The organism is Mesorhizobium sp. USDA 4775, assembly GCF_054062655.1.
The window spans coordinates 4,137,867-4,155,290 of sequence record NZ_JBSSFM010000001.1; the positions used below are offsets into that span (position 1 = coordinate 4,137,867).

The 17,424-nt window shown below is 62.9% G+C and carries 16 protein-coding genes; 7 read left to right on the forward strand and 9 right to left on the reverse strand.

What is annotated here, in order from left to right; all coding sequences use genetic code 11:
• Positions 1-5: 5 nt before the first annotated feature.
• From urtC to urtA, 3 genes are all read right to left on the reverse strand, one after another.
• Entirely contained in the window at positions 6-1,241 is a 1,236-nt protein-coding gene (urtC, locus tag ACVILI_RS20320) for an urea ABC transporter permease subunit UrtC (protein ID WP_038646960.1), read from the reverse strand.
• Positions 1,238-2,851, reverse strand: a complete 1,614-nt coding sequence (gene urtB, locus ACVILI_RS20325; protein WP_038646962.1) for an urea ABC transporter permease subunit UrtB — start codon at positions 2,849-2,851, stop codon at positions 1,238-1,240. The genes urtC and urtB overlap by 4 nt, the downstream gene beginning before the upstream one ends.
• Positions 2,852-2,967: 116 nt before the next feature.
• Entirely contained in the window at positions 2,968-4,278 is a 1,311-nt protein-coding gene (urtA, locus tag ACVILI_RS20330; protein WP_019858310.1) for an urea ABC transporter substrate-binding protein, read from the reverse strand.
• 312 nt (positions 4,279-4,590) lie between these two features.
• On the opposite strand from urtA, the gene ACVILI_RS20335 reads away from it, so the two are divergent.
• The gene (locus tag ACVILI_RS20335) at positions 4,591-4,989 is read left to right on the forward strand and encodes a hypothetical protein (RefSeq protein WP_038646964.1); all 399 of its coding nucleotides are present in this window, start codon (positions 4,591-4,593) and stop codon (positions 4,987-4,989) included.
• Between the two features lie 61 nt (positions 4,990-5,050).
• On the opposite strand, the gene ACVILI_RS20340 is transcribed toward ACVILI_RS20335, so the two are convergent.
• From ACVILI_RS20340 to ACVILI_RS20350, 3 genes are all read right to left on the reverse strand, one after another.
• Positions 5,051-6,622 carry a GMC family oxidoreductase gene (locus ACVILI_RS20340; RefSeq protein WP_019858313.1) on the reverse strand — a complete coding sequence of 524 codons (1,572 nt, stop codon included), beginning with the start codon at positions 6,620-6,622 and terminating at the stop codon, positions 5,051-5,053.
• 48 nt (positions 6,623-6,670) lie between these two features.
• The gene (locus ACVILI_RS20345) at positions 6,671-7,201 is read right to left on the reverse strand and encodes a twin-arginine translocation pathway signal (protein ID WP_019858314.1); all 531 of its coding nucleotides are present in this window, start codon (positions 7,199-7,201) and stop codon (positions 6,671-6,673) included.
• 78 nt (positions 7,202-7,279) lie between these two features.
• Complete coding sequence (locus ACVILI_RS20350; protein WP_027046867.1) at positions 7,280-7,675, reverse strand: VOC family protein; 396 nt, start codon at positions 7,673-7,675, stop codon at positions 7,280-7,282.
• A 253-nt stretch (positions 7,676-7,928) separates the two neighbouring features.
• On the opposite strand from ACVILI_RS20350, the gene ACVILI_RS20355 reads away from it, so the two are divergent.
• The gene (locus ACVILI_RS20355; protein ID WP_038646966.1) at positions 7,929-8,234 is read left to right on the forward strand and encodes a ribbon-helix-helix domain-containing protein; all 306 of its coding nucleotides are present in this window, start codon (positions 7,929-7,931) and stop codon (positions 8,232-8,234) included.
• Here ACVILI_RS20355 and ACVILI_RS20360 read toward each other — a convergent pair.
• Together ACVILI_RS20360 and cckA are read right to left on the reverse strand one after the other, a co-directional pair.
• Positions 8,231-8,944 (reverse strand): purine-nucleoside phosphorylase, encoded by a 714-nt coding sequence (locus tag ACVILI_RS20360; RefSeq protein ID WP_027046870.1) that lies wholly within the window; start codon positions 8,942-8,944, stop codon positions 8,231-8,233. The two genes, ACVILI_RS20355 and ACVILI_RS20360, sit on opposite strands and share 4 nt — an antisense overlap.
• A 90-nt stretch (positions 8,945-9,034) precedes the next feature.
• Positions 9,035-11,611 (reverse strand): cell cycle histidine kinase CckA, encoded by a 2,577-nt coding sequence (cckA, locus tag ACVILI_RS20365; protein WP_019858318.1) that lies wholly within the window; start codon positions 11,609-11,611, stop codon positions 9,035-9,037.
• 318 nt (positions 11,612-11,929) lie between these two features.
• Here cckA and ACVILI_RS20370 point away from each other — a divergent pair, with 318 nt between their 5' ends.
• The gene (locus ACVILI_RS20370; protein ID WP_240565011.1) at positions 11,930-12,676 is read left to right on the forward strand and encodes a flagellar biosynthetic protein FliO; all 747 of its coding nucleotides are present in this window, start codon (positions 11,930-11,932) and stop codon (positions 12,674-12,676) included.
• A 151-nt stretch (positions 12,677-12,827) separates the two neighbouring features.
• On the opposite strand, the gene dksA is transcribed toward ACVILI_RS20370, so the two are convergent.
• Positions 12,828-13,244 carry an RNA polymerase-binding protein DksA gene (dksA, locus tag ACVILI_RS20375; protein WP_010909647.1) on the reverse strand — a complete coding sequence of 139 codons (417 nt, stop codon included), beginning with the start codon at positions 13,242-13,244 and terminating at the stop codon, positions 12,828-12,830.
• 245 nt (positions 13,245-13,489) lie between these two features.
• Here dksA and ACVILI_RS20380 point away from each other — a divergent pair, with 245 nt between their 5' ends.
• From ACVILI_RS20380 to ACVILI_RS20395, 4 genes are all read left to right on the forward strand, one after another.
• Entirely contained in the window at positions 13,490-13,993 is a 504-nt protein-coding gene (locus ACVILI_RS20380) for a SixA phosphatase family protein (protein ID WP_019858321.1), read from the forward strand.
• Between the two features lie 164 nt (positions 13,994-14,157).
• Positions 14,158-15,633, forward strand: a complete 1,476-nt coding sequence (locus ACVILI_RS20385; protein ID WP_038646970.1) for a YcjX family GTP-binding protein — start codon at positions 14,158-14,160, stop codon at positions 15,631-15,633.
• On the forward strand, positions 15,630-16,715 hold the full coding sequence (locus ACVILI_RS20390; RefSeq protein ID WP_019858325.1) for a YcjF family protein: 1,086 nt from the start codon (positions 15,630-15,632) through the stop codon (positions 16,713-16,715). Before ACVILI_RS20385 ends, ACVILI_RS20390 begins: the two co-directional genes overlap by 4 nt.
• 123 nt (positions 16,716-16,838) lie before the next feature.
• Positions 16,839-17,390 carry a hypothetical protein gene (locus ACVILI_RS20395; RefSeq protein ID WP_038646972.1) on the forward strand — a complete coding sequence of 184 codons (552 nt, stop codon included), beginning with the start codon at positions 16,839-16,841 and terminating at the stop codon, positions 17,388-17,390.
• The last annotated feature ends 34 nt before the right edge of the window (positions 17,391-17,424 follow it).

Below are 17,424 nucleotides of genomic sequence, written 5' to 3' on the forward strand. Positions count from 1 at the left end.
GGTCGCTACTCCGCCGCCTGCGGTTCAGAGTCGGACAAGGACCACTCGCCCGGATTCCTCGCCGGCGAGCGAGCGGGCTTCGAGGTCGCCGACGCCACTGCGACCTTGGTGCCGGCCTCTTCAGCGACGGAGGCCGCCCGCAACGCCTTCGCATTGCCGCGCCAGCTGTCCCACATGCCGATGATGCCCTTCGGCAAGAGCAAGGTGACGGCGACGAACAGGCCGCCGAGCGCAAACAGCCACAATTCCGGCAGCACGCCGGTGAACCAGGATTTGCCGGCATTGACCAGCAGCGCGCCGATGATCGGCCCGACGATGGTGCCGCGCCCGCCGACGGCGGCCCAGATCACCACCTCGATCGAATTGGACGGTTCGAACTCACCGGGATTGATGATGCCGACCTGCGGCACGTAAAGCGCGCCGGCAATGCCGGCCATGACGGCCGAGACGGTGAAGGCGAACAGTTTCACATTCTCCGCCCGCCAGCCGAGGAAGCGCGTGCGGCTTTCGGCGTCACGCACCGCCATCAGGAGCTTACCGTATTTGGAGCCGACGATCGCCCAGGTGATGAACACGGCGAGCGCCAGCATCACCGCGCTGGCAGCGAACAGCGCCGAACGCGTTGCGTCGGCCTGCACGTTGAAGCCCAGAATGTCCTTGAAATCGGTCAGGCCATTATTGCCGCCGAAACCCATATCGTTGCGGAAGAAGGCGAGCAGCAGCGCATAGGTCATCGCCTGGGTGATGATGGAGAGATAGACGCCGGTGACGCGGCTGCGGAAGGCGAACCAGCCGAAGACGAAGGCGAGCAGGCCGGGCACCGCCAGCACCATGATCGCCGCAAACCAGAAATGGTCGAAGCCATGCCAGAACCACGGCAATTCCTTGTAGTTCAGGAACACCATGAAATCGGGCAGGATCGGGTTGCCATAGACACCGCGCGAGCCGATCTGGCGCATCAGATACATGCCCATCGCATAGCCTCCGAGCGCGAAGAAGGCGCCGTGGCCGAGCGAAAGTATGCCGCAATAGCCCCAGACCAGGTCGAGGGAGAGCGCCAGCAGCGCATAGCAGAGATATTTGCCGGTCAGCGCCACGATATAGGCCGGGACGTAGAGGGCGCTGGTTGGCGATACCGCAAGGTTGAGCAGCGGCACGACAATCGCCGCGGCCAACAGGATGAAGATGGTGATGGCGATGCGGCGGTCGGCGCCGGCGGCGAAGAAGCGTCCCGTGATCATGCTTCCACCGCCCTGCCCTTGAGCGCGAACAGGCCGCGCGGGCGCTTCTGGATGAACAGGATGATCAGCACCAGCACGACGATCTTGCCGAGCACGGCGCCGGCATAGGGCTCGAGGAACTTGTTGACGATGCCCAGCGAAAAGGCGCCGACCAGCGTGCCCCAGAGATTGCCGACGCCGCCGAAGACGACGACCATGAAGCTGTCGATGATGTAGCCGCGGCCGAGATTGGGCGAGACATTGTCGATCTGGCTGAGCGCGACACCGGCAATGCCGGCAATGCCGGATCCGAGCGCGAAGGTCAGCGCGTCGACCCACGGCGTCCTGATGCCCATCGAGGCGGCCATGCGCCGGTTGGCGGTGACGGCGCGCATCTGCAGCCCCCAGGGCGTGCGCTTCATCACATAGAGCAGGACGCCGAAGACGGTCAGCGCGAAGACCAGGATCCAGAGCCGGTTCCAGGTAATGGCCAGCTGGCCGATATCGAACGAACCCGACATCCAGGAGGGATTACCAACCTCCTGGTTGGTCGGCCCGAAGATCGAGCGCACCGCCTGCTGCAGGATCAGCGACACGCCCCAGGTCGCCAGCAGCGTCTCCAGCGGCCGGCCGTAGAGGAAACGGATGACGCCGCGTTCGATGGCGAGGCCGACGAGTGCGGCGACCAGAAAGGCGAGCGGCAGCGCGATGACCAGCGACCAGTCGAACAGGCCGGGAAACGATGTGCGGATCACCTGCTGGACGACGAAGGTGGTGTAGGCGCCGAGCATCACCATCTCGCCATGCGCCATGTTGATGACGCCCATGACCCCGAAGGTGATGGCAAGCCCGATCGCCGCGAGCAGCAGCACCGAGCCCAGCGAAATGCCGTACCAGATGTTCTGCCCGGCATCCCAAAGCGCCAATGTCGAATTGATGTTGGCGATCGCGGCTGTCGCGGCTTCCTTCACCGCTCCCGAGGCGTTGGCCTCGACCGAGGTGAGCAGCGAAACCGCGTCACGGTCGCCGCGCGCGCCGATCAGCGCGATGGCTGCCAGCTTGTCGGCTTCAGGCCGGTCCGAGACAAGGATCGAGGCAGCGCGGGCCTGCTCCAGCAGAGCCTTGACGCTGGCAACCGTCTCCTTGGCGATCGCCGCGTCGAGCGGTTCGATATTGGCCGCGTCGGGCGTCTTGAACATGGTGTCGGCGGCGGCGATGCGGACAGTCGGGTCCTTGGCGCCAAGCGTCAGCGTGCCCAGCGCATCGCGAATGACGCGGCGCAGCGTGTTGTTGACCTTGATCTTGGTGATGTCGTCCTTGGCCGCCTCGCCGGATGCTTCGCTGCTCAGCGGATCGAAAAGCTGGACCCTTTCGCCGGCTTCCTTGCCGACGAAGACCAGGGAATCGGCCTTGCGGACATAGAGGTTGCCGTCGGCGAGCGCGGCAAGCGGCCGCTCGACGGCCGGGTCACCGGCAGCCGCCAGTTCATGGACGACAGCTCCGATCTCCGAAAAGCCCTTGGCCGTCGCGAATTTGGCGATGATGGCGCGCAGGTCGGCTTCCGCCGCGCCCGAAGACGACAGCGTCGCCAACAGGAACAGCAGTGTCAGGCCCGTGCGGATCAACGTCATCGGCTTCTGTTAACCCCTTGGAGGTTGAATTGGGCGTCCGGACGGTGGAGGAAACCGTCCGGACGCGCGCGGTCCGACTAGGTCAGCCCGGGTCTGACTAGTCAGCCCGGGGAGGATCAGTTCGTTCCCTTGCCGCCGCACTTGCCGGTGGCAACGTTGAAGTTGCCGCACGACAGAGGCTTGCGCCAATCGGAGATCAAATCCTTGGAGTCCGGCAGGTAGTCGGACCATTCGTCGCCCATCACCAAGCCCGGCGTGCGCGAAACCGTCTCGAACTGGCCGTCGGCCTGGATTTCGCCGATCAGCACCGGCTTGGTGATGTGATGGTTCGGCATCATCGTCGAATAGCCGCCGGTCAGGTTCGGCACCGAAACGCCGATCATGGCGTCGATGACCTTGTCGGGATCGGTGGTGCCGGCCTTCTCGACCGCCTTCACCCACATGTTGAAGCCGATGTAGTGGGCTTCCATCGGGTCGTTGGTGGTGCGTTTGTCGTTCTTGATGAACTTGTGCCAGTCGGCGATGAACTTCTTGTTTTCGGGTGTGTCGACGCTTTCGAAGTAGTTCCACGCGGCGAGATGGCCGACCAGCGGTGCGGTGTCGAGACCGGCCAGCTCTTCCTCGCCGACCGAGAAGGCCATGACCGGGATGTCCTCGGCCTTGATGCCCTGGTTGCCGAGTTCCTTGTAGAACGGCACGTTGGCGTCGCCGTTGACGGTCGAGACGACGGCGGTCTTCTTGCCGGCCGAGCCGAACTTCTTGATCGCCGAGACTTCGGTCTGCCAGTCGGAAAAACCAAACGGCGTGTAGTTGACCATGATGTCTTCGGCCGCGACGCCCTTGGCCTTCAGATAGGCTTCGAGGATCTTGTTGGTGGTGCGCGGATAGACGTAGTCGGTGCCTTCCAGCACCCAGCGCTTCACCGAGCCGCCATCCTCGCTCATCAGATAGTCGACCGCCGGAATGGCCTGCTGGTTGGGCGCGGCGCCCGTGTAGAACACGTTGCGCTCGCTCTCCTCGCCCTCATACTGGACGGGATAGAACAGGATGTTGTCGAGCTCGGAGAACACCGGCAGCACCGATTTGCGCGACACCGAGGTCCAGCAGCCGAACACCGCCGCGACCTTATCCTTCGAAATCAGCTCGCGCGCCTTTTCGGCGAACAGCGGCCAGTTGGAAGCCGGATCGACGACGACGGCTTCAAGCTTCTTGCCGAGCAGGCCGCCCTTGGCGTTCTGCTCATCGATGAGCATCAGCATGGCGTCCTTCAGCGTCGTCTCCGAAATCGCCATCGTCCCCGACAGCGAATGGAGAATGCCGACCTTGATCGTATCGTCGGCCGCCCTGGCGGGAGCCGACATCAACAGGCCGGCGGCAACCACGCTCGCCGAAAACATTTTTGTTATTGTCGAGAAATTACCCCTCATACGGAAGACTCCCAAGCTGGTTGATTGCACCGCAACGATACAATGCAACCCCCATGCCAACCGCTGCCGGGGCGCTGAAAAACGGCAAATAGACCAACATTATCAGATGATTATTATATTAGATTGAACAAACATAAGAGAGCTGGTTAAGAATTGGTTGAGGGAAATTTGCGCAGCGCACACAGCATCTGCCTAAATTTTGCCCAATTTCACCAAATGCCTAGATTTTGGCCTCCACGCGTGCGGCGGGGCGACAAATGTTGCGGCCCAGCGCAAAAATAGGGCAAGCTCCCTGCTCAACCGAGCGACGTCATGGCATCCCTGATTTCACGCATTTTTATCGGCACCGCGCTTCTGGCGGCAGCGACCGGCGCCGCACAGGCCGACTTCAGCGACGGCAAGATGCCTGACGGCACCTATCACTGCGAAGTCTACCTGCTCGGCATGTTCCTCGACCTCGGCGACATCACCATCAAGGGGAACGTTTATACAGGCCCTGTAACCTTCGGAACCGCCCAGCAGGCCTACAACTATCAGATGAACGCAAACGGCGAGATCACCTGGCTGGGACCGCTCGGCGGCTACACCGCCGGCGGCAACTCGCTGTCGATGACCCAGGCGACACTGGACGGCCAGAACCCACCCTCCTTCGATATCATCATGAAGCAGCCCGACGGAGCCTTCACCGCCTCGACCTGCACAAGGGGCTGAACGCCAAAAAAAGGCGCGGAACCCTGTCGGGTCCCGCGCCAGCAGGCAGTCGGGAGGTGGACTAGATGCTTCTCGCCGACATCTGGGCGGCGATGTAGTCGGCTTGGCGGATCGCCAGCGACACGATGGTCAAGGTCGGGTTTTCGGCGGCACCCGTCGTGAACTGGCTGCCGTCCGACACGAACAGGTTCTTGATGTCGTGCGTCTGGCCATGCTTGTTGACGACGCCATGCTCCGCCTTCTCGCTCATCCGGTTGGTGCCCAGATTGTGGGTCGAGGGATAGGGCGGCGTCGGGAAGGTGCGCGTCGCACCGACCGCATCGTAAAGCGCTGAAGCCTGCTTATAGGCATGGTTGCGCATCGCCGTGTCGTTCGGGTGATCGTCGAAATGCACGTCGGCGATCGGCATGCCGTGTTCGTCCTTCTCATCGGCATGCAGCGTGATGCGGTTCTCCTCGCGCGGCATGTCCTCGCCGACGATCCACAGGCCTGCCATATGGTCATAGTGATCAAGCGCGGTGGTGAAGGAGCGCCCCCAGCCGCCAGGGTTGAGGAAAGCCGCCATGAACGGCAATCCAAGCGACAGCGTCTCGAACTCGTAGCCGCCGACGAAGCCACGTGACGGATCATGCCGCGCCTCGTCGCGGATGATGCCGGCCATGGTGGTGCCGCGATACATGTGCACCGGTTTGTCGAAGATGGCATACACCGATCCGGTGGTGTGGCGCATGTAGTTCTTGCCCACCTGCCCTGATGAATTCGCGAGCCCATGCGGAAATTTGCTCGATTGCGAATTGAGCAGCAGGCGCGGGCTTTCGATCGAATTGCCGGCCACCGCGACGATACGGGCCTTCTGCTCCTGCAACTTGCCGTCCTTGTCGGCATAGACGACGCCGGTCACCTTTCCCTTGGCATCATGGTTGATCTTGATCACCATGGCGTTCGGCCGCACTTCGAGGTGGCCTGTCGCTTCGCCCTTGGGGATTTCGGTATAGAGGGTCGACCATTTGGCGCCCCATTTGCAGCCCTGGAAGCAGAAGCCGGTCTGCTGGCAGGAGTTGCGGTCGTCGCGTTCGACCGAGTTGATCGCCATGTTGCCGGTATGGCATTCCTTGTAGCCGAGCTTGTCGGCGCCGGCCTTCAACACCTTGAAATTGTTGTTGCCCGGCAGCCGCGGCCAGTCATTGGTGCCGGTCACGCCCATCTTGGCTTCCGCCTTGGCGTAATAAGGCTCCATCTCGGCCAGCGAAATCGGCCAGTCCAAAAGATTGGCGCCGGCCTGCTTGTCGTAAGTCGACAGCGTCTTGAACTCATGCTCCTGGAAGCGCAGCGACGCGCCGGCCCAGTGCGTGGTTGAGCCGCCGACCGATTTGACGATCCAGGCCGGCAGGTTCGGGAAATCCTTCGCCACACGCCAGTCGCCGGATGTGGTGCGCTTGTCCTTCCAGGCGAGCTGGGCGAACGAATCCCACTCGTCATTGATGAAGTCCTCATATTCGTGGCGGGCGCCCGCTTCGAGGATGACGACATCGATGCCCTTCTGCGCCAGTTCGTTGCCGAGCGTGCCGCCGCCGGCGCCCGAGCCGATGATGACGACCACGCCGTCATTCTTGAGATCAAATTGTGCTGCCATGGTTTCCTCCCATGAGATCGGTCAAAAAGCGGTTACGGACAGAGCGGCTCAGAGCCACTCGATGTCGTTGAAACCGCGCGCGATGTAGCCGCCCTTGGAGTAGGACTCGCCCTCGTAGCCGAAGATCGGCCACACCTCTTTCTGGTTGTAGAGACTGACGACGAGACCACCGCGCACCGCCTGGAAGAAAGGCGTCTTCTCGATCTCGGTGAGCAGCGCCACACGCTGCTCTTCCCAGCCGAGCCCGCGATAACCACCCTTGCCAGCCTTGCTGTCGAGATCGGCGATGCCCTTCTCGATCAGCTCCTTGTGGGCAGGATCCTTGGCGGCTGTCTCGTCATGGCCTTTGACGGCGATAGCGTAATATTTGTCCGGCACCTGGTCGTGCGGATAGATGTCGCGCGCCACTTGGATCAGTGTCGCCATCGTCTCGGGCTTCAGCGCCGAGGTTTCAAGCCCCCAGGCCTGTTCCGGGCTGATGACCGCGCTGCCGGAGATGACGAGCAACGCGCCGATGCTGCCGCGTTTGAGAAGCTCGCGACGTGAAAGTCCAGGCTTTCCGTCATAGATCGTGACCATAGTTTCCTCCCTGCTTGCTGTTCGCACCCTTCGGGTGCCGTTGCTGGCGCCGCGCCGGTGCACGCGGCGGGTTGTCCCCTATTGGAAGCGCCCCCCTCGCTGCAGGACCTCGATCTTGTAGCCGTCGGGGTCCTCGATGAAGAAAAAGCGTGCGATGAGCGACCCGTCGCGGTTGAACTCGACGATCTTCTTCGGATTGAAGCCGAGCGCACCGAGCCGGTCATGTTCGCTGTCGAGATCGGCGACAGAGACGGCCAGGTGGCCATAGCCGTCGCCAAGCGCATAAGGCTCCTGCCGCCCCTTGTTGACGGTCAGCTCAACTTCGAAAGGCGTATCGGTATTGCTGAGATAGATCAGCGTGAAGGTCTCGAAATCCAGCCGCTGGGCAACCTCCAGCCCGAACGCCCTGGTGTAGAAGTCGATGGACCGGGCCTCGTCGAGAACCCGGATCATGGTGTGGATTGCCTTCGCCAAATCAGACCCCGCAGCGTTCGTACTTTCGAAGCCGATTATGCGCGCCGGCGAAAAAAGGTGGTGGCAGCCGATTACCACGCATGCGGCTTGAAAATGGCTAGTGTCGCCCAAGATTCCAGGGAGGCCATCGCCATAAGGACGAAAGTCTGATTGCCGTTATCGACGGTCCGGTCGAAGATGAAATCGCAGGCAGTGTTCAAAAGGCGCCGATGGCTCCGTCGACGCCCAAGACCAACAAAAACGGGAGGTACCAATGTGCAGAGTGTTTGCCGCACAGGATCCGGAAGGCTATCGCCAGATCAACCGGTCGATCCGCATTGATGGACATTCGACCAGCATCCAGCTCGAGGCAACGTTCTGGACCTTGCTGGACGAAATCGCCGACAGCCAGGACCTGACGACGCCGAAATTCATCTCGAAGCTGTATGACGAAGCCATCGAGATCAACGGCGAGATACCCAATTTCGCATCCATGCTTCGCACCACCTGCGCGCTCTATCTGCGCGGCCATCGGCCCAGCGTGGACGAGCGAATGGCGTTGAAGCAGGAAGCTGCCTAGCGCCCTTCCCCAGCGATTTCGAGCGCCAGCCGGCTCATATCGGTGAAAAGCGCCTGGCGCTCGGAATAGTCGGCCTGTTCGCCGGTAACCAGATTGTCGACAACGGTCAACAGCGACAACGCCCTCGCGCCGAAATGCGTCGCGATGCGGTAGAGCGCGCTGGTTTCCATGTCCACGGCCAGCGCTCCGAGTGCCCTTGCCTCGGCATATCGAGCGTGCGTTTCAGGATGGTAGAATATGTCGGTGCAGACTGTCAGGCCGGCATGGTGGTCAATGCCGAGTTCGGCTGCCTTGGCCAATGCGCGGGCGAGCAACGCCGGATCCGGACCGGCGTCAGCGTCATAAAGGCCAAAGACCTGGCCACTCTCCTTGTTTTCCGGCCGTGCCGATTGCGAGATCACCAGGCTGCGCAGCTTTACCTCGGCGCTCAGGCCACCGCAGGTCCCGGTGCGGATCAATGTTCGGATGCCATAATAGTCGAGCAATTCGTGGGTATAGATCAGGAACGACGAAACCCCGATACCCGTTGCCTGAATGCTGATGGGCCGGCCGCGATAAAGGCCGGTAAAGCCGAGAGCACCCCGCCTGCGATTGACGCAGCGTGGCGCTTCGAGAAATGTCTTCGCCATCCATTCGGCGCGCTGCGGGTCACCCGGCAACAGCACCGTTTCGGCGTAGTCGCCCTTGCCTGCCTCTATGTGTGGCGTCAATCGCTGCTCCCCCAAGCCCGCCTACCCTCTCGCCCGCAATCATGGCGCTGTCGGGGCGTTGTGCAAGGCAGACCATTGGAGAAAGCTAAATTAGGACTCCAGCATATCCTTAACGATCGTCGCCAGTTGCTTGAGCGAGAACGGCTTCGGCAGGAAGCCGAAATGCGCGTCGGCCGGCAAGTTCCTGGCGAAGGCGTCCTCGGCATAGCCGGACACGAACACGAACTTGATATCCGGCTGGCGCTTGCGCAACTCGCCAAGCAGGGTCGGCCCGTCCATTTCCGGCATGACCACGTCCGAAACGACGATGTCGACCTTGCCGCCCAGGGCTTCGAACACTTCCAGCGCCTCGACGCCCGAGGATGCCTCATGCACCGTATAGCCCCGAGAGGTCAGCGCACGCATGCCGCCCATGCGCACGGCATCCTCGTCCTCGACCAGCAGCACCGTGGCCGACCCCGACAGGTCCTTGGTGCTGTCGACCGGCTTGACCGGCGTGGCACTCGGGGTTTCCCCGAGTTCGGCCGCCTTCTTCGCTTCCGCGATGTGGCGCGGCAGGAAGATGCGGAAAGTCGATCCCTTGCCGACCTCGGAATCGCAGAAAATAAACCCGCCTGTCTGCTTGATGATGCCGTAGACCATGGACAGGCCAAGGCCGGTGCCCTTGCCGACCTCCTTGGTGGTGAAGAACGGTTCGAAGATCTTCTTCAGCACGTCCGGCGCGATGCCGCTGCCGGTGTCTTCGACCTCGACCACGACATAGTCGGCCGCGGCGAGTTCGCGATAGGAGAAGATCTTGCACTCCTCGGCGGTGACGTTGCGGGTGCGCACGGTGAGATCGCCGCCAGCGGGCATCGCGTCGCGCGCATTGACCGCCAGATTGACCACCACCTGCTCGAACTGGCCGATATCGACCCTGACCGGCCACAGGTCCCGGCCGTGGTCGATCTTCAGCTTGATGTCGTTGCCGACCAGGCGGGCAAGCAGCATCCTGAGATCGGCGAGCACGTCGGTGAGGTTCAGCACTTCCGGCCGCAGCGTCTGCTTGCGCGAGAAGGCCAGCAACTGCCTGACCAGTGAAGCCGCCCGATTGGCGTTCTGCTTGATATTCATGATGTCGGGGAAGGACGGGTCCGACGGCCGGTGATTGGTCAAAAGCAGGTCCGACGCCATGATGATGGCGGTCAGCACATTGTTGAAGTCGTGGGCGATGCCGCCCGCGAGTTGCCCGACCGCCTGCATCTTCTGGCTTTGTGCCATCTGCCCTTCGAGCGCCTTCTGCTCGGTCGTCTCGACGGCGTAGACGATGGCCGATTCCTCTGCGCCCTCGCCGCCGGTGCCGTCGGCGACGGCATTGACGTAGAAACGGATGTGCCGCTCCTCGTTGCCGGGCAGCACGGTGTCGATCGGCTCGATGTCGGCCTGCCGCTGCCGGGCCTTCTCGAATGCCGCGGCAAAGGCCGGCCGCTCTCGCTCGTGGATTACCGTATCGAGCCTCACGCGGCGGTCCACGGCATCCCGGTCGACGACCGAGGAAAACAGCGACAGGAAGGGTGCGTTGGTGCGCAGGATGCGCCCGCTGGCATCGACACCCGCGATCGCCATCGGCGTCGAATTGAAGAAGCGGGTGAAGCGCACTTCCGAGGCGCGCAGATCGGCCGAGGCATCCTCGCCTTGCGTGCGGTTGAGCACGATCGTGCGCGTCGGACCGCCGATGCCTTCGCGGCTGGCCGAAACGCGATGCATGAAGCGCACCGGCAGCGCCTCTCCCGTCATCGTCGTCAAATCAAGATCGATGACCGCGTTGCGCGTCGTGCCGGGGTCGGCCTTGACCGAGCGCACCAAAGCCATGCCGTCGCCGGCAACGATATCCGGCAAGGTGACGGCGCCGGGCGTGAAGCTGGCAAGATCGATGCCCAGCCATTCCGCGAGCGTGGCGTTAATGTAGGTGACGCGACCGTCCTGGTCGGCGGAAAAGAAGCCGGCCGGGGCGTGGTCGAGGTGATCGATGGCCTTCTGCAGGTCGAGGAAGAAACGCTCCTGCTCGGCCCGCTCCTGCGAAATGTCGGCGAGTTGCCAGGCCAGCATCGGCAGGCGCTGGCCCGGAACGTTGAAGGTCCGGGCGCGCGCCCGGTACCAGCGGGCGCCCGCTTCGGCTCCCGGCCGGATCGACTGCGCCAGCCGAAACTCGCCGTCGCCCGGCTGCCCGTCACGCAGGCCGGAGGCCAGCCGGTAAATCGTCACCGAGGCCTCGGGAACATCCGAAAGGAGCCCTTCGACCGTCTTGAGGTCGGCGGCCGAGGACGCTCCGGTCATGTCGGCATAGGCACGGTTGGCGTAGACGACGCGGCCCTTGGTGTCCGTCACCAGCAGGCCCTGCGCCATCGAATCGACGAAAGCCTTGGACAGTTCATCGCCAGTCGAGCGCGGCGTGACTTGTACGAAGCCGATCGCGGTCGCGAACAGAAAGCCGACGCCGATCATCGCCAGCACGCCCAGCATGCCGAGCAGGAAGGGATCGCCTAGGCGCTCGCGGAACAGACCGAAGACGATCGCGGCCCCCGTCAGAACGACGATGAAGATGATGAGCCGGGTGACCGCACCCGGTCGCGTGTTCTGGTCGACGATCGGTACCGGATAGAAATCGCCGCGCGCTTCCTTGGCCATATGCCCCCTGCTCGTGAAGTCCGACGTTCCGACACCCGCCCCTAATGCATGTCGCCCAAAAGTGACTTCGGTTTTGGGAAAACGACATGCACGAAAACAAGGCCCTAGAGCGCCTCGCGTGAATCCGCTTCAGCGCGACCCGCTTTAGCCGGTTGAATCACATTCTCCCAGTCCGGAAAAGGCCCGGGCGGCAAATGTCAGATAAAAATGATACCGGCCGTGTTTCAAGCTGTTCACGATGCGTGAAAGGCAACTTGCGGTGGCCAGCCGCAACGGTCTAGTGTCGCGTCTCTTTCCAAGACCGATCAGGGGAAACCAATGCAGTGGCTGGATAGCGTGGCGGGCCCTGGTTATGCGGCGGCACTCCTGTGGACCTTCGCGGCGCTGATCCTGCTGGTCATCGTGCTCGTCATCATCAGGCTGGTCCGCAACCTGACCTTCGGCACGTTCGTCGCCGGTGGCCGGAACCGTAAGACGCGGCTCGCCGTCATGGACGCCACCGCCGTCGACAGCCATCGTCGGCTGGTGCTGGTGCGCCGCGACGACATCGAACATCTGCTTCTGATCGGCGGTCCGACCGACGTAGTCGTCGAACGCGACATACGCCTTGCCGCGCCGCGCCGTCCAGCGCTGACCGGAGATGGCGGTCTGCAGCCCGTCCCGGCCACCGCGGCCCCGGCGGCAAAACCGCGGCCGCCTCAACCGGCTCCCGCACCGGCACGACCTGCGCCGCAGCCGGCGACCTCGGCGCCGCCTGCCCGCCCGCGCCCGGCAGCGCCACCACCAGCCCCAGCCCCAGCCCCCGCACCGAAACCGGCGCAACCCTATCAATCGACCAACGTCACGCCGCTGCCTGCCTATGGCTCCGCCAACGCCAATGCTGTCAGGCACGCGCCACCGCCACCGCAGAACAGTATCGACGACGCGCTCATGAAGGACCTGGAGGTTTCGCTCGACCAGCCGCGATCCGGTGGTCCGGTTGGCAAACCGGTGGCCAAGGCGCCGCAATCGCTCGACGATGAAATGACCAGGCTTCTGGGCGAACTTTCAAGCCAGAAGAAATGATTGCCGCCTGAGGCGCCCCGCCGGCCGGGTTTTGCTTTCGCTTGCTGCAACGGATTTGTGATACAGCCAACAAAAATGGCCGGAAAACCCGGCCATTTTTGACAATGACTTCACTTGTAACTGCCTTGAGATGCAGTCCAGAAGCAATGCGTCAGTCGTCGCGATAGACTTTTTCGCGGCGCTCATGCCGTTCCTGCGCTTCGATCGACAAGGTGGCTATCGGACGGGCGTCGAGCCGTTTCAGCGCGATCGGCTCGCCGGTTTCCTCGCAATAGCCGTAAGTGCCCTCGTCGATGCGCTGCAGCGCCGAATCGATCTTCGCGATGAGTTTGCGCTGACGGTCGCGAGCCCTGAGCTCTATGGCGCGGTCTGTTTCGGAAGAGGCGCGGTCGGCGAGGTCGGGGTGGTTGGCGTTTTCCTGCTGCAGGATTTCGAGAGTTTCGCGCGCTTCGCGCAATATGTCATTTTTCCAGGTGACGAGCTTCAGGCGGAAGTAGGATTTCTGCCGCTCGTTCATGAACGGCTCGTCTTCGGAGGGTACGTAATCGGCGGTAACGATGTCGTTCATTCGACTCACCCAAACTGCCCCAAATTTGGCGCTTATATATTCGCCGCCCGACGCCTGCACAAGCGCAATCAGTCACCGACTCACGCAATTGTTAAAGTTCCCCCGCGGCACCCATTGGAGCGAGATGTCGCTGATTCGATGGAGAAAGTGCCGCTGATTCTTTGCGCGGAAGAACAAGGGGCCATTGTGCGCGGCGCCCTTCTTGTGGCTAATCGTACCGCGGCTTCGGCATCATCGGAGGTTGGGTGAGCAGGCTCTATCTGTTGCGGCACGCCAAGGCTGGCTGGGCGCTGCCCGGCATGCGCGATTTCGATCGACCGCTTGACGCATCCGGCCGCGCCGATGCCGAGACGATGGGCGCAGCCATGCGCTCGCGTGGCTATGTCCCCGACCTGACATTGTGCTCCAACGCCCGGCGCGCCAAGGAAACGCTCGAAGGGCTGGCCGGCCAGACCGATACCGGCAAGGTCTTGTTTTTCGACACACTCTATAGCGAAGATGCGGCCGGCTATCTCCGCCTCATCCGGGAGCATGGCGGGCCAGGTTCGCTGCTGGTCATCGGTCACAACCCGATGACGGAGGATCTCGCCATGGCGGTCTCGGGCGATGGCGACGAGGCGGCGCGGGCGATGCTCAACCATGGTTTCCCGACCTCGGGCCTGGCTGTCGTGCGTTTCCTGGACAATCTGACGAAAGCAGGCCAGGACACGGGCTATCTCGAAGCGTTCCTGACACCGGCCGATCTCTAACTCCCTGTTTTGGCGCAATTTCCAAGGGAAAGCGCTATGCGCTCTTCCCGGGAAAACCGCTCCACACTTTTCCTGGAATTGCTTCGGCATCGATTTCCGGCGCCATTTCAAAGCCGGGTTTCCAGCGCCTATATCGGACGGACCCAAGCCTGAGAGATCACATTTTGGCATCATCGCTGACCACCTTCACTGACGAGGCAAAAATTGCCCTCGATACGCTGTCGGGACGCGCCACCGGGCTTTTTTCTCCGTCGCTGCGGCTGGGTGTTACCGGCCTTTCACGCGCCGGCAAGACGGTGTTCATTTCCGCGCTGGTGCACAATCTGATCCACGGCGGACGCCTGCCGCTGTTCGAGGCACAGAAATCCGGGCGTATCGCCCGCGCCTTCCTCGAAGAGCAGCCTGACGACGCCGTGCCGCGCTTCCAGTACGAGGATCATATCGCCGCATTGGTCAACGACCGCGCCTGGCCCGATTCCACGCGCGCCATTTCGGAACTGCGGCTGACCATCGAATATGAATCGGCCTCCGGCTGGAGCCGCATGTTCTCTTCAGGCAAACTGTCGGTCGACATCGTCGATTATCCCGGCGAATGGCTGCTCGACCTGCCGCTGCTCGGCAAATCCTTCGCCGATTTTTCACACGAGGCCATGGAGATGGCCACTTTGCCGGTGCGCGAGGATCTTTCGCGGGCCTGGCGGGCGATCTCGGCGGAAATCGACCCGAATGGCGACGCCGATGAGATGACGGCACGCCGCCTCGCCGAAAGCTTCGCGGCCTATCTCAAGGCCTGCAAGATCGACGAGCGCGCGCTTTCGACCTTGCCGCCCGGCCGTTTCCTGATGCCTGGCGACCTCGAAGGCTCGCCCGCACTGACCTTCGCGCCGCTGGCTGGCCTCGACAGGCGTCCGCGCCCGGGATCGCTGCACGCCATGATGGAAAGGCGCTACGAGGCTTACAAGACGCATGTCGTCAAACCGTTCTTCCGCGAACACATCACCCGCCTCGATCGCCAGATCGTCCTGATCGATGCCATGCAGGCGCTGAATGCCGGCCCCGGCGCCATGGCCGACCTCGAGCGTGCGGTGACCGAGATCCTCAGCTGTTTTCGCCCCGGCCGGGGTAGCTTCCTCACCGACCTGTTTTCGCGGCGCATCGATCGCATCCTGGTCGCCGCGACCAAGGCCGATCACCTGCACCATGAAAGCCATGACCGGTTGCAGGCGATCGTGCGGCGGCTGGCGGACCGTGCCGTGGCACGAGCGAACTTCACCGGCGCCGACGTCGACGTCGTCGCCATGGCGGCGGTGCGCGCGACCCGCGAAGGCACGGTCAAGCAAGGCCGTGAGACGTTGCCTGTCATCATCGGCACGCCGATCGCCGGCGAGAAGATCAACGGTGAAACGTTCGACGGAAAGACCGAAACTGCCATATTTCCCGGTGACTTACCGGAGAAGATTGATGCGGTATTCGACGTCTCCGGACCCGATCACAGGCAGGATTCCACGGACCCGGCAATCCGCTTTGTCCGGTTCCGCCCACCAAAACTCGAACGCACGGCCGAAGGCGTCACGCTGTCTCTGCCGCATATCAGGCTCGACCGTGCCTTGCAGTTCCTGATCGGAGACCATCTGGCATGACCGCGCCCCGCAAACCGGCGGCCTTCCGCATCGAGCCGGAAGCCGCGCCAACACAAGAGGCGTCAAAGACGCGGCAGGCCGAGCCCCCGCGCAAACCCCGCGGGCTGAAGACCGATGTCGCGCTGGTCATACCGGCGGAAGTCGACGTCTTCGACGAACCGGACATCGTGGCCGCGGAACCGCCGCCGGCGGTCGCCCCCAGGAAACGCTCGTTGTTTGGCAGCATCTTCTTCGGCGCCATCGGCGTGCTGGTTTCGCTGGCTGTCGGCCTGTGGACCGACCAGTTGGTTCGCGATCTCTTCGCCCGCGCCGAATGGCTGGGTTGGCTGGCCGCCGGCATGGCGGCGATCGCCGTATTGGCACTCGTGGTGATCCTGATTCGGGAATTCCTGGCGATCGCCCGCCTTGCCGAAGTCGAAAAACTGCAAAAACGCGCGCTCGACGCCATCGCGCGTGACGACCCCAAGGCGGCACGGTCGGTGGTCGACGAGCTTTCGGCTTTCGTCGCGGCCAAGCCCGAGACCGCGGCCGGCCGGCGTGCGCTCGCCGAACTGCGCGGCGAAATCATCGACGGCGGCAATCTGGTGCGCCTGGCCGAAGCGGAAATCCTCGGCCCCCTCGACGCCAGGGCAAAGGTGATGATTCTCGAAGCCGCCAAACGCGTCTCGCTGGTGACGGCGGTCAGCCCGCGCGCGCTCGTCGATGTCGCCTATGTCGTGTTCGAGGCCGGACGCCTCATTCGCCGTCTGTCCGAACTCTATGGCGGACGCCCGGGAACGCTGGGGTTCTTCCGCCTGGCGCGCAGCGTGCTTGCGCATCTGGCGGTCACCGGCTCGATCGCCGTCGGCGACAGTTTCGTCCAGCAGATCGTCGGCCACGGCCTGGCGGCACGGCTTTCGGCCAAGCTTGGCGAGGGCGTCGTCAACGGCATGATGACGGCGCGCATCGGCATCGCGGCGATGGAAACCGCGCGTCCCCTGCCCTTCAGCGCCGCGAAGCGTCCGGGACTGGGCGATTTCCTCTCGGCATTGACATCGTTTGCCGCAAAGAAAGACACCGAAACCACAGGCTCCGGCAAATAGCGTCCTCTTCTTCCTGACGATGAGCGGATTGCCGTTTCGAAGGCCCGCAGTGACGAAGCATTAACCAATCTTCTTCATGGTCGAACCGGTTCCAAACAGCCTCTTTGTTGCCGGGTGTCGTCGATGAAAAGCGTAATTCTGTCCAGCGTCCTGCCCCTGGCCGTTGCGATCACAGCAGTCGTCGGTCTCGCCTCGGAGGCTTCCGCCGCAGAGCCGGACAAGCAGTTCTTCCAGTCGGCCGAAGGCAAATGGGTCGGCCCGGGCGAAATCGTCGCCGGCAAGTACAAGGGCACGAAATTCAACTGCAGCTTCACCGGCTCCACGCCGGACGGCAAGATGGGCATGACTCTGGACGGCGGCTGCCGCGTCGGCATGTTCACCCAGCCGATGTCGGCCAAGATCGAGCGCAAGGGCCGCGATTACAAGGGCTCCTTCATGGGGGGCGCTGACGGTGCGGGCCTGGACATCATCGGCGGCAACGTTGTCGATGCCCGCAAGGTGGTCTTCACCATCAACCGCAATCAGCTCCGCGGCGTCATGCAAGCCCGCATTCCCGACGACAATTCGATGACGGTGACGGTTGCCGTGCGTGTCCAGGACCAACTGGTGCCGGTCATCGGCATGAGCCTGAAGCGCGTCGATGCCGTCGAAGTCGGCTCCATCGCGCCGAATTGAGCGCATTGTCGCGCCTGCCCCTAGCACATCCCCA

Excerpts from the sequence above, each read along its gene's own strand:
- urtC (WP_038646960.1), bottom strand. The coding sequence starts at position 1,241 with ATGATCACGGGACGCTTCTTCGCCGCCGGCGCCGACCGCCGCATCGCC.
- urtB (WP_038646962.1), bottom strand. The coding sequence starts at position 2,851 with ATGACGTTGATCCGCACGGGCCTGACACTGCTGTTCCTGTTGGCGACG.
- urtA (WP_019858310.1), bottom strand. The coding sequence starts at position 4,278 with ATGAGGGGTAATTTCTCGACAATAACAAAAATGTTTTCGGCGAGCGTG.
- ACVILI_RS20335 (WP_038646964.1), top strand. The coding sequence starts at position 4,591 with ATGGCATCCCTGATTTCACGCATTTTTATCGGCACCGCGCTTCTGGCG.
- ACVILI_RS20340 (WP_019858313.1), bottom strand. The coding sequence starts at position 6,622 with ATGGCAGCACAATTTGATCTCAAGAATGACGGCGTGGTCGTCATCATC.
- ACVILI_RS20345 (WP_019858314.1), bottom strand. The coding sequence starts at position 7,201 with ATGGTCACGATCTATGACGGAAAGCCTGGACTTTCACGTCGCGAGCTT.
- ACVILI_RS20355 (WP_038646966.1), top strand. The coding sequence starts at position 7,929 with ATGTGCAGAGTGTTTGCCGCACAGGATCCGGAAGGCTATCGCCAGATC.
- cckA (WP_019858318.1), bottom strand. The coding sequence starts at position 11,611 with ATGGCCAAGGAAGCGCGCGGCGATTTCTATCCGGTACCGATCGTCGAC.
- ACVILI_RS20370 (WP_240565011.1), top strand. The coding sequence starts at position 11,930 with ATGCAGTGGCTGGATAGCGTGGCGGGCCCTGGTTATGCGGCGGCACTC.
- dksA (WP_010909647.1), bottom strand. The coding sequence starts at position 13,244 with ATGAACGACATCGTTACCGCCGATTACGTACCCTCCGAAGACGAGCCG.
- ACVILI_RS20390 (WP_019858325.1), top strand. The coding sequence starts at position 15,630 with ATGACCGCGCCCCGCAAACCGGCGGCCTTCCGCATCGAGCCGGAAGCC.
- ACVILI_RS20395 (WP_038646972.1), top strand. The coding sequence starts at position 16,839 with ATGAAAAGCGTAATTCTGTCCAGCGTCCTGCCCCTGGCCGTTGCGATC.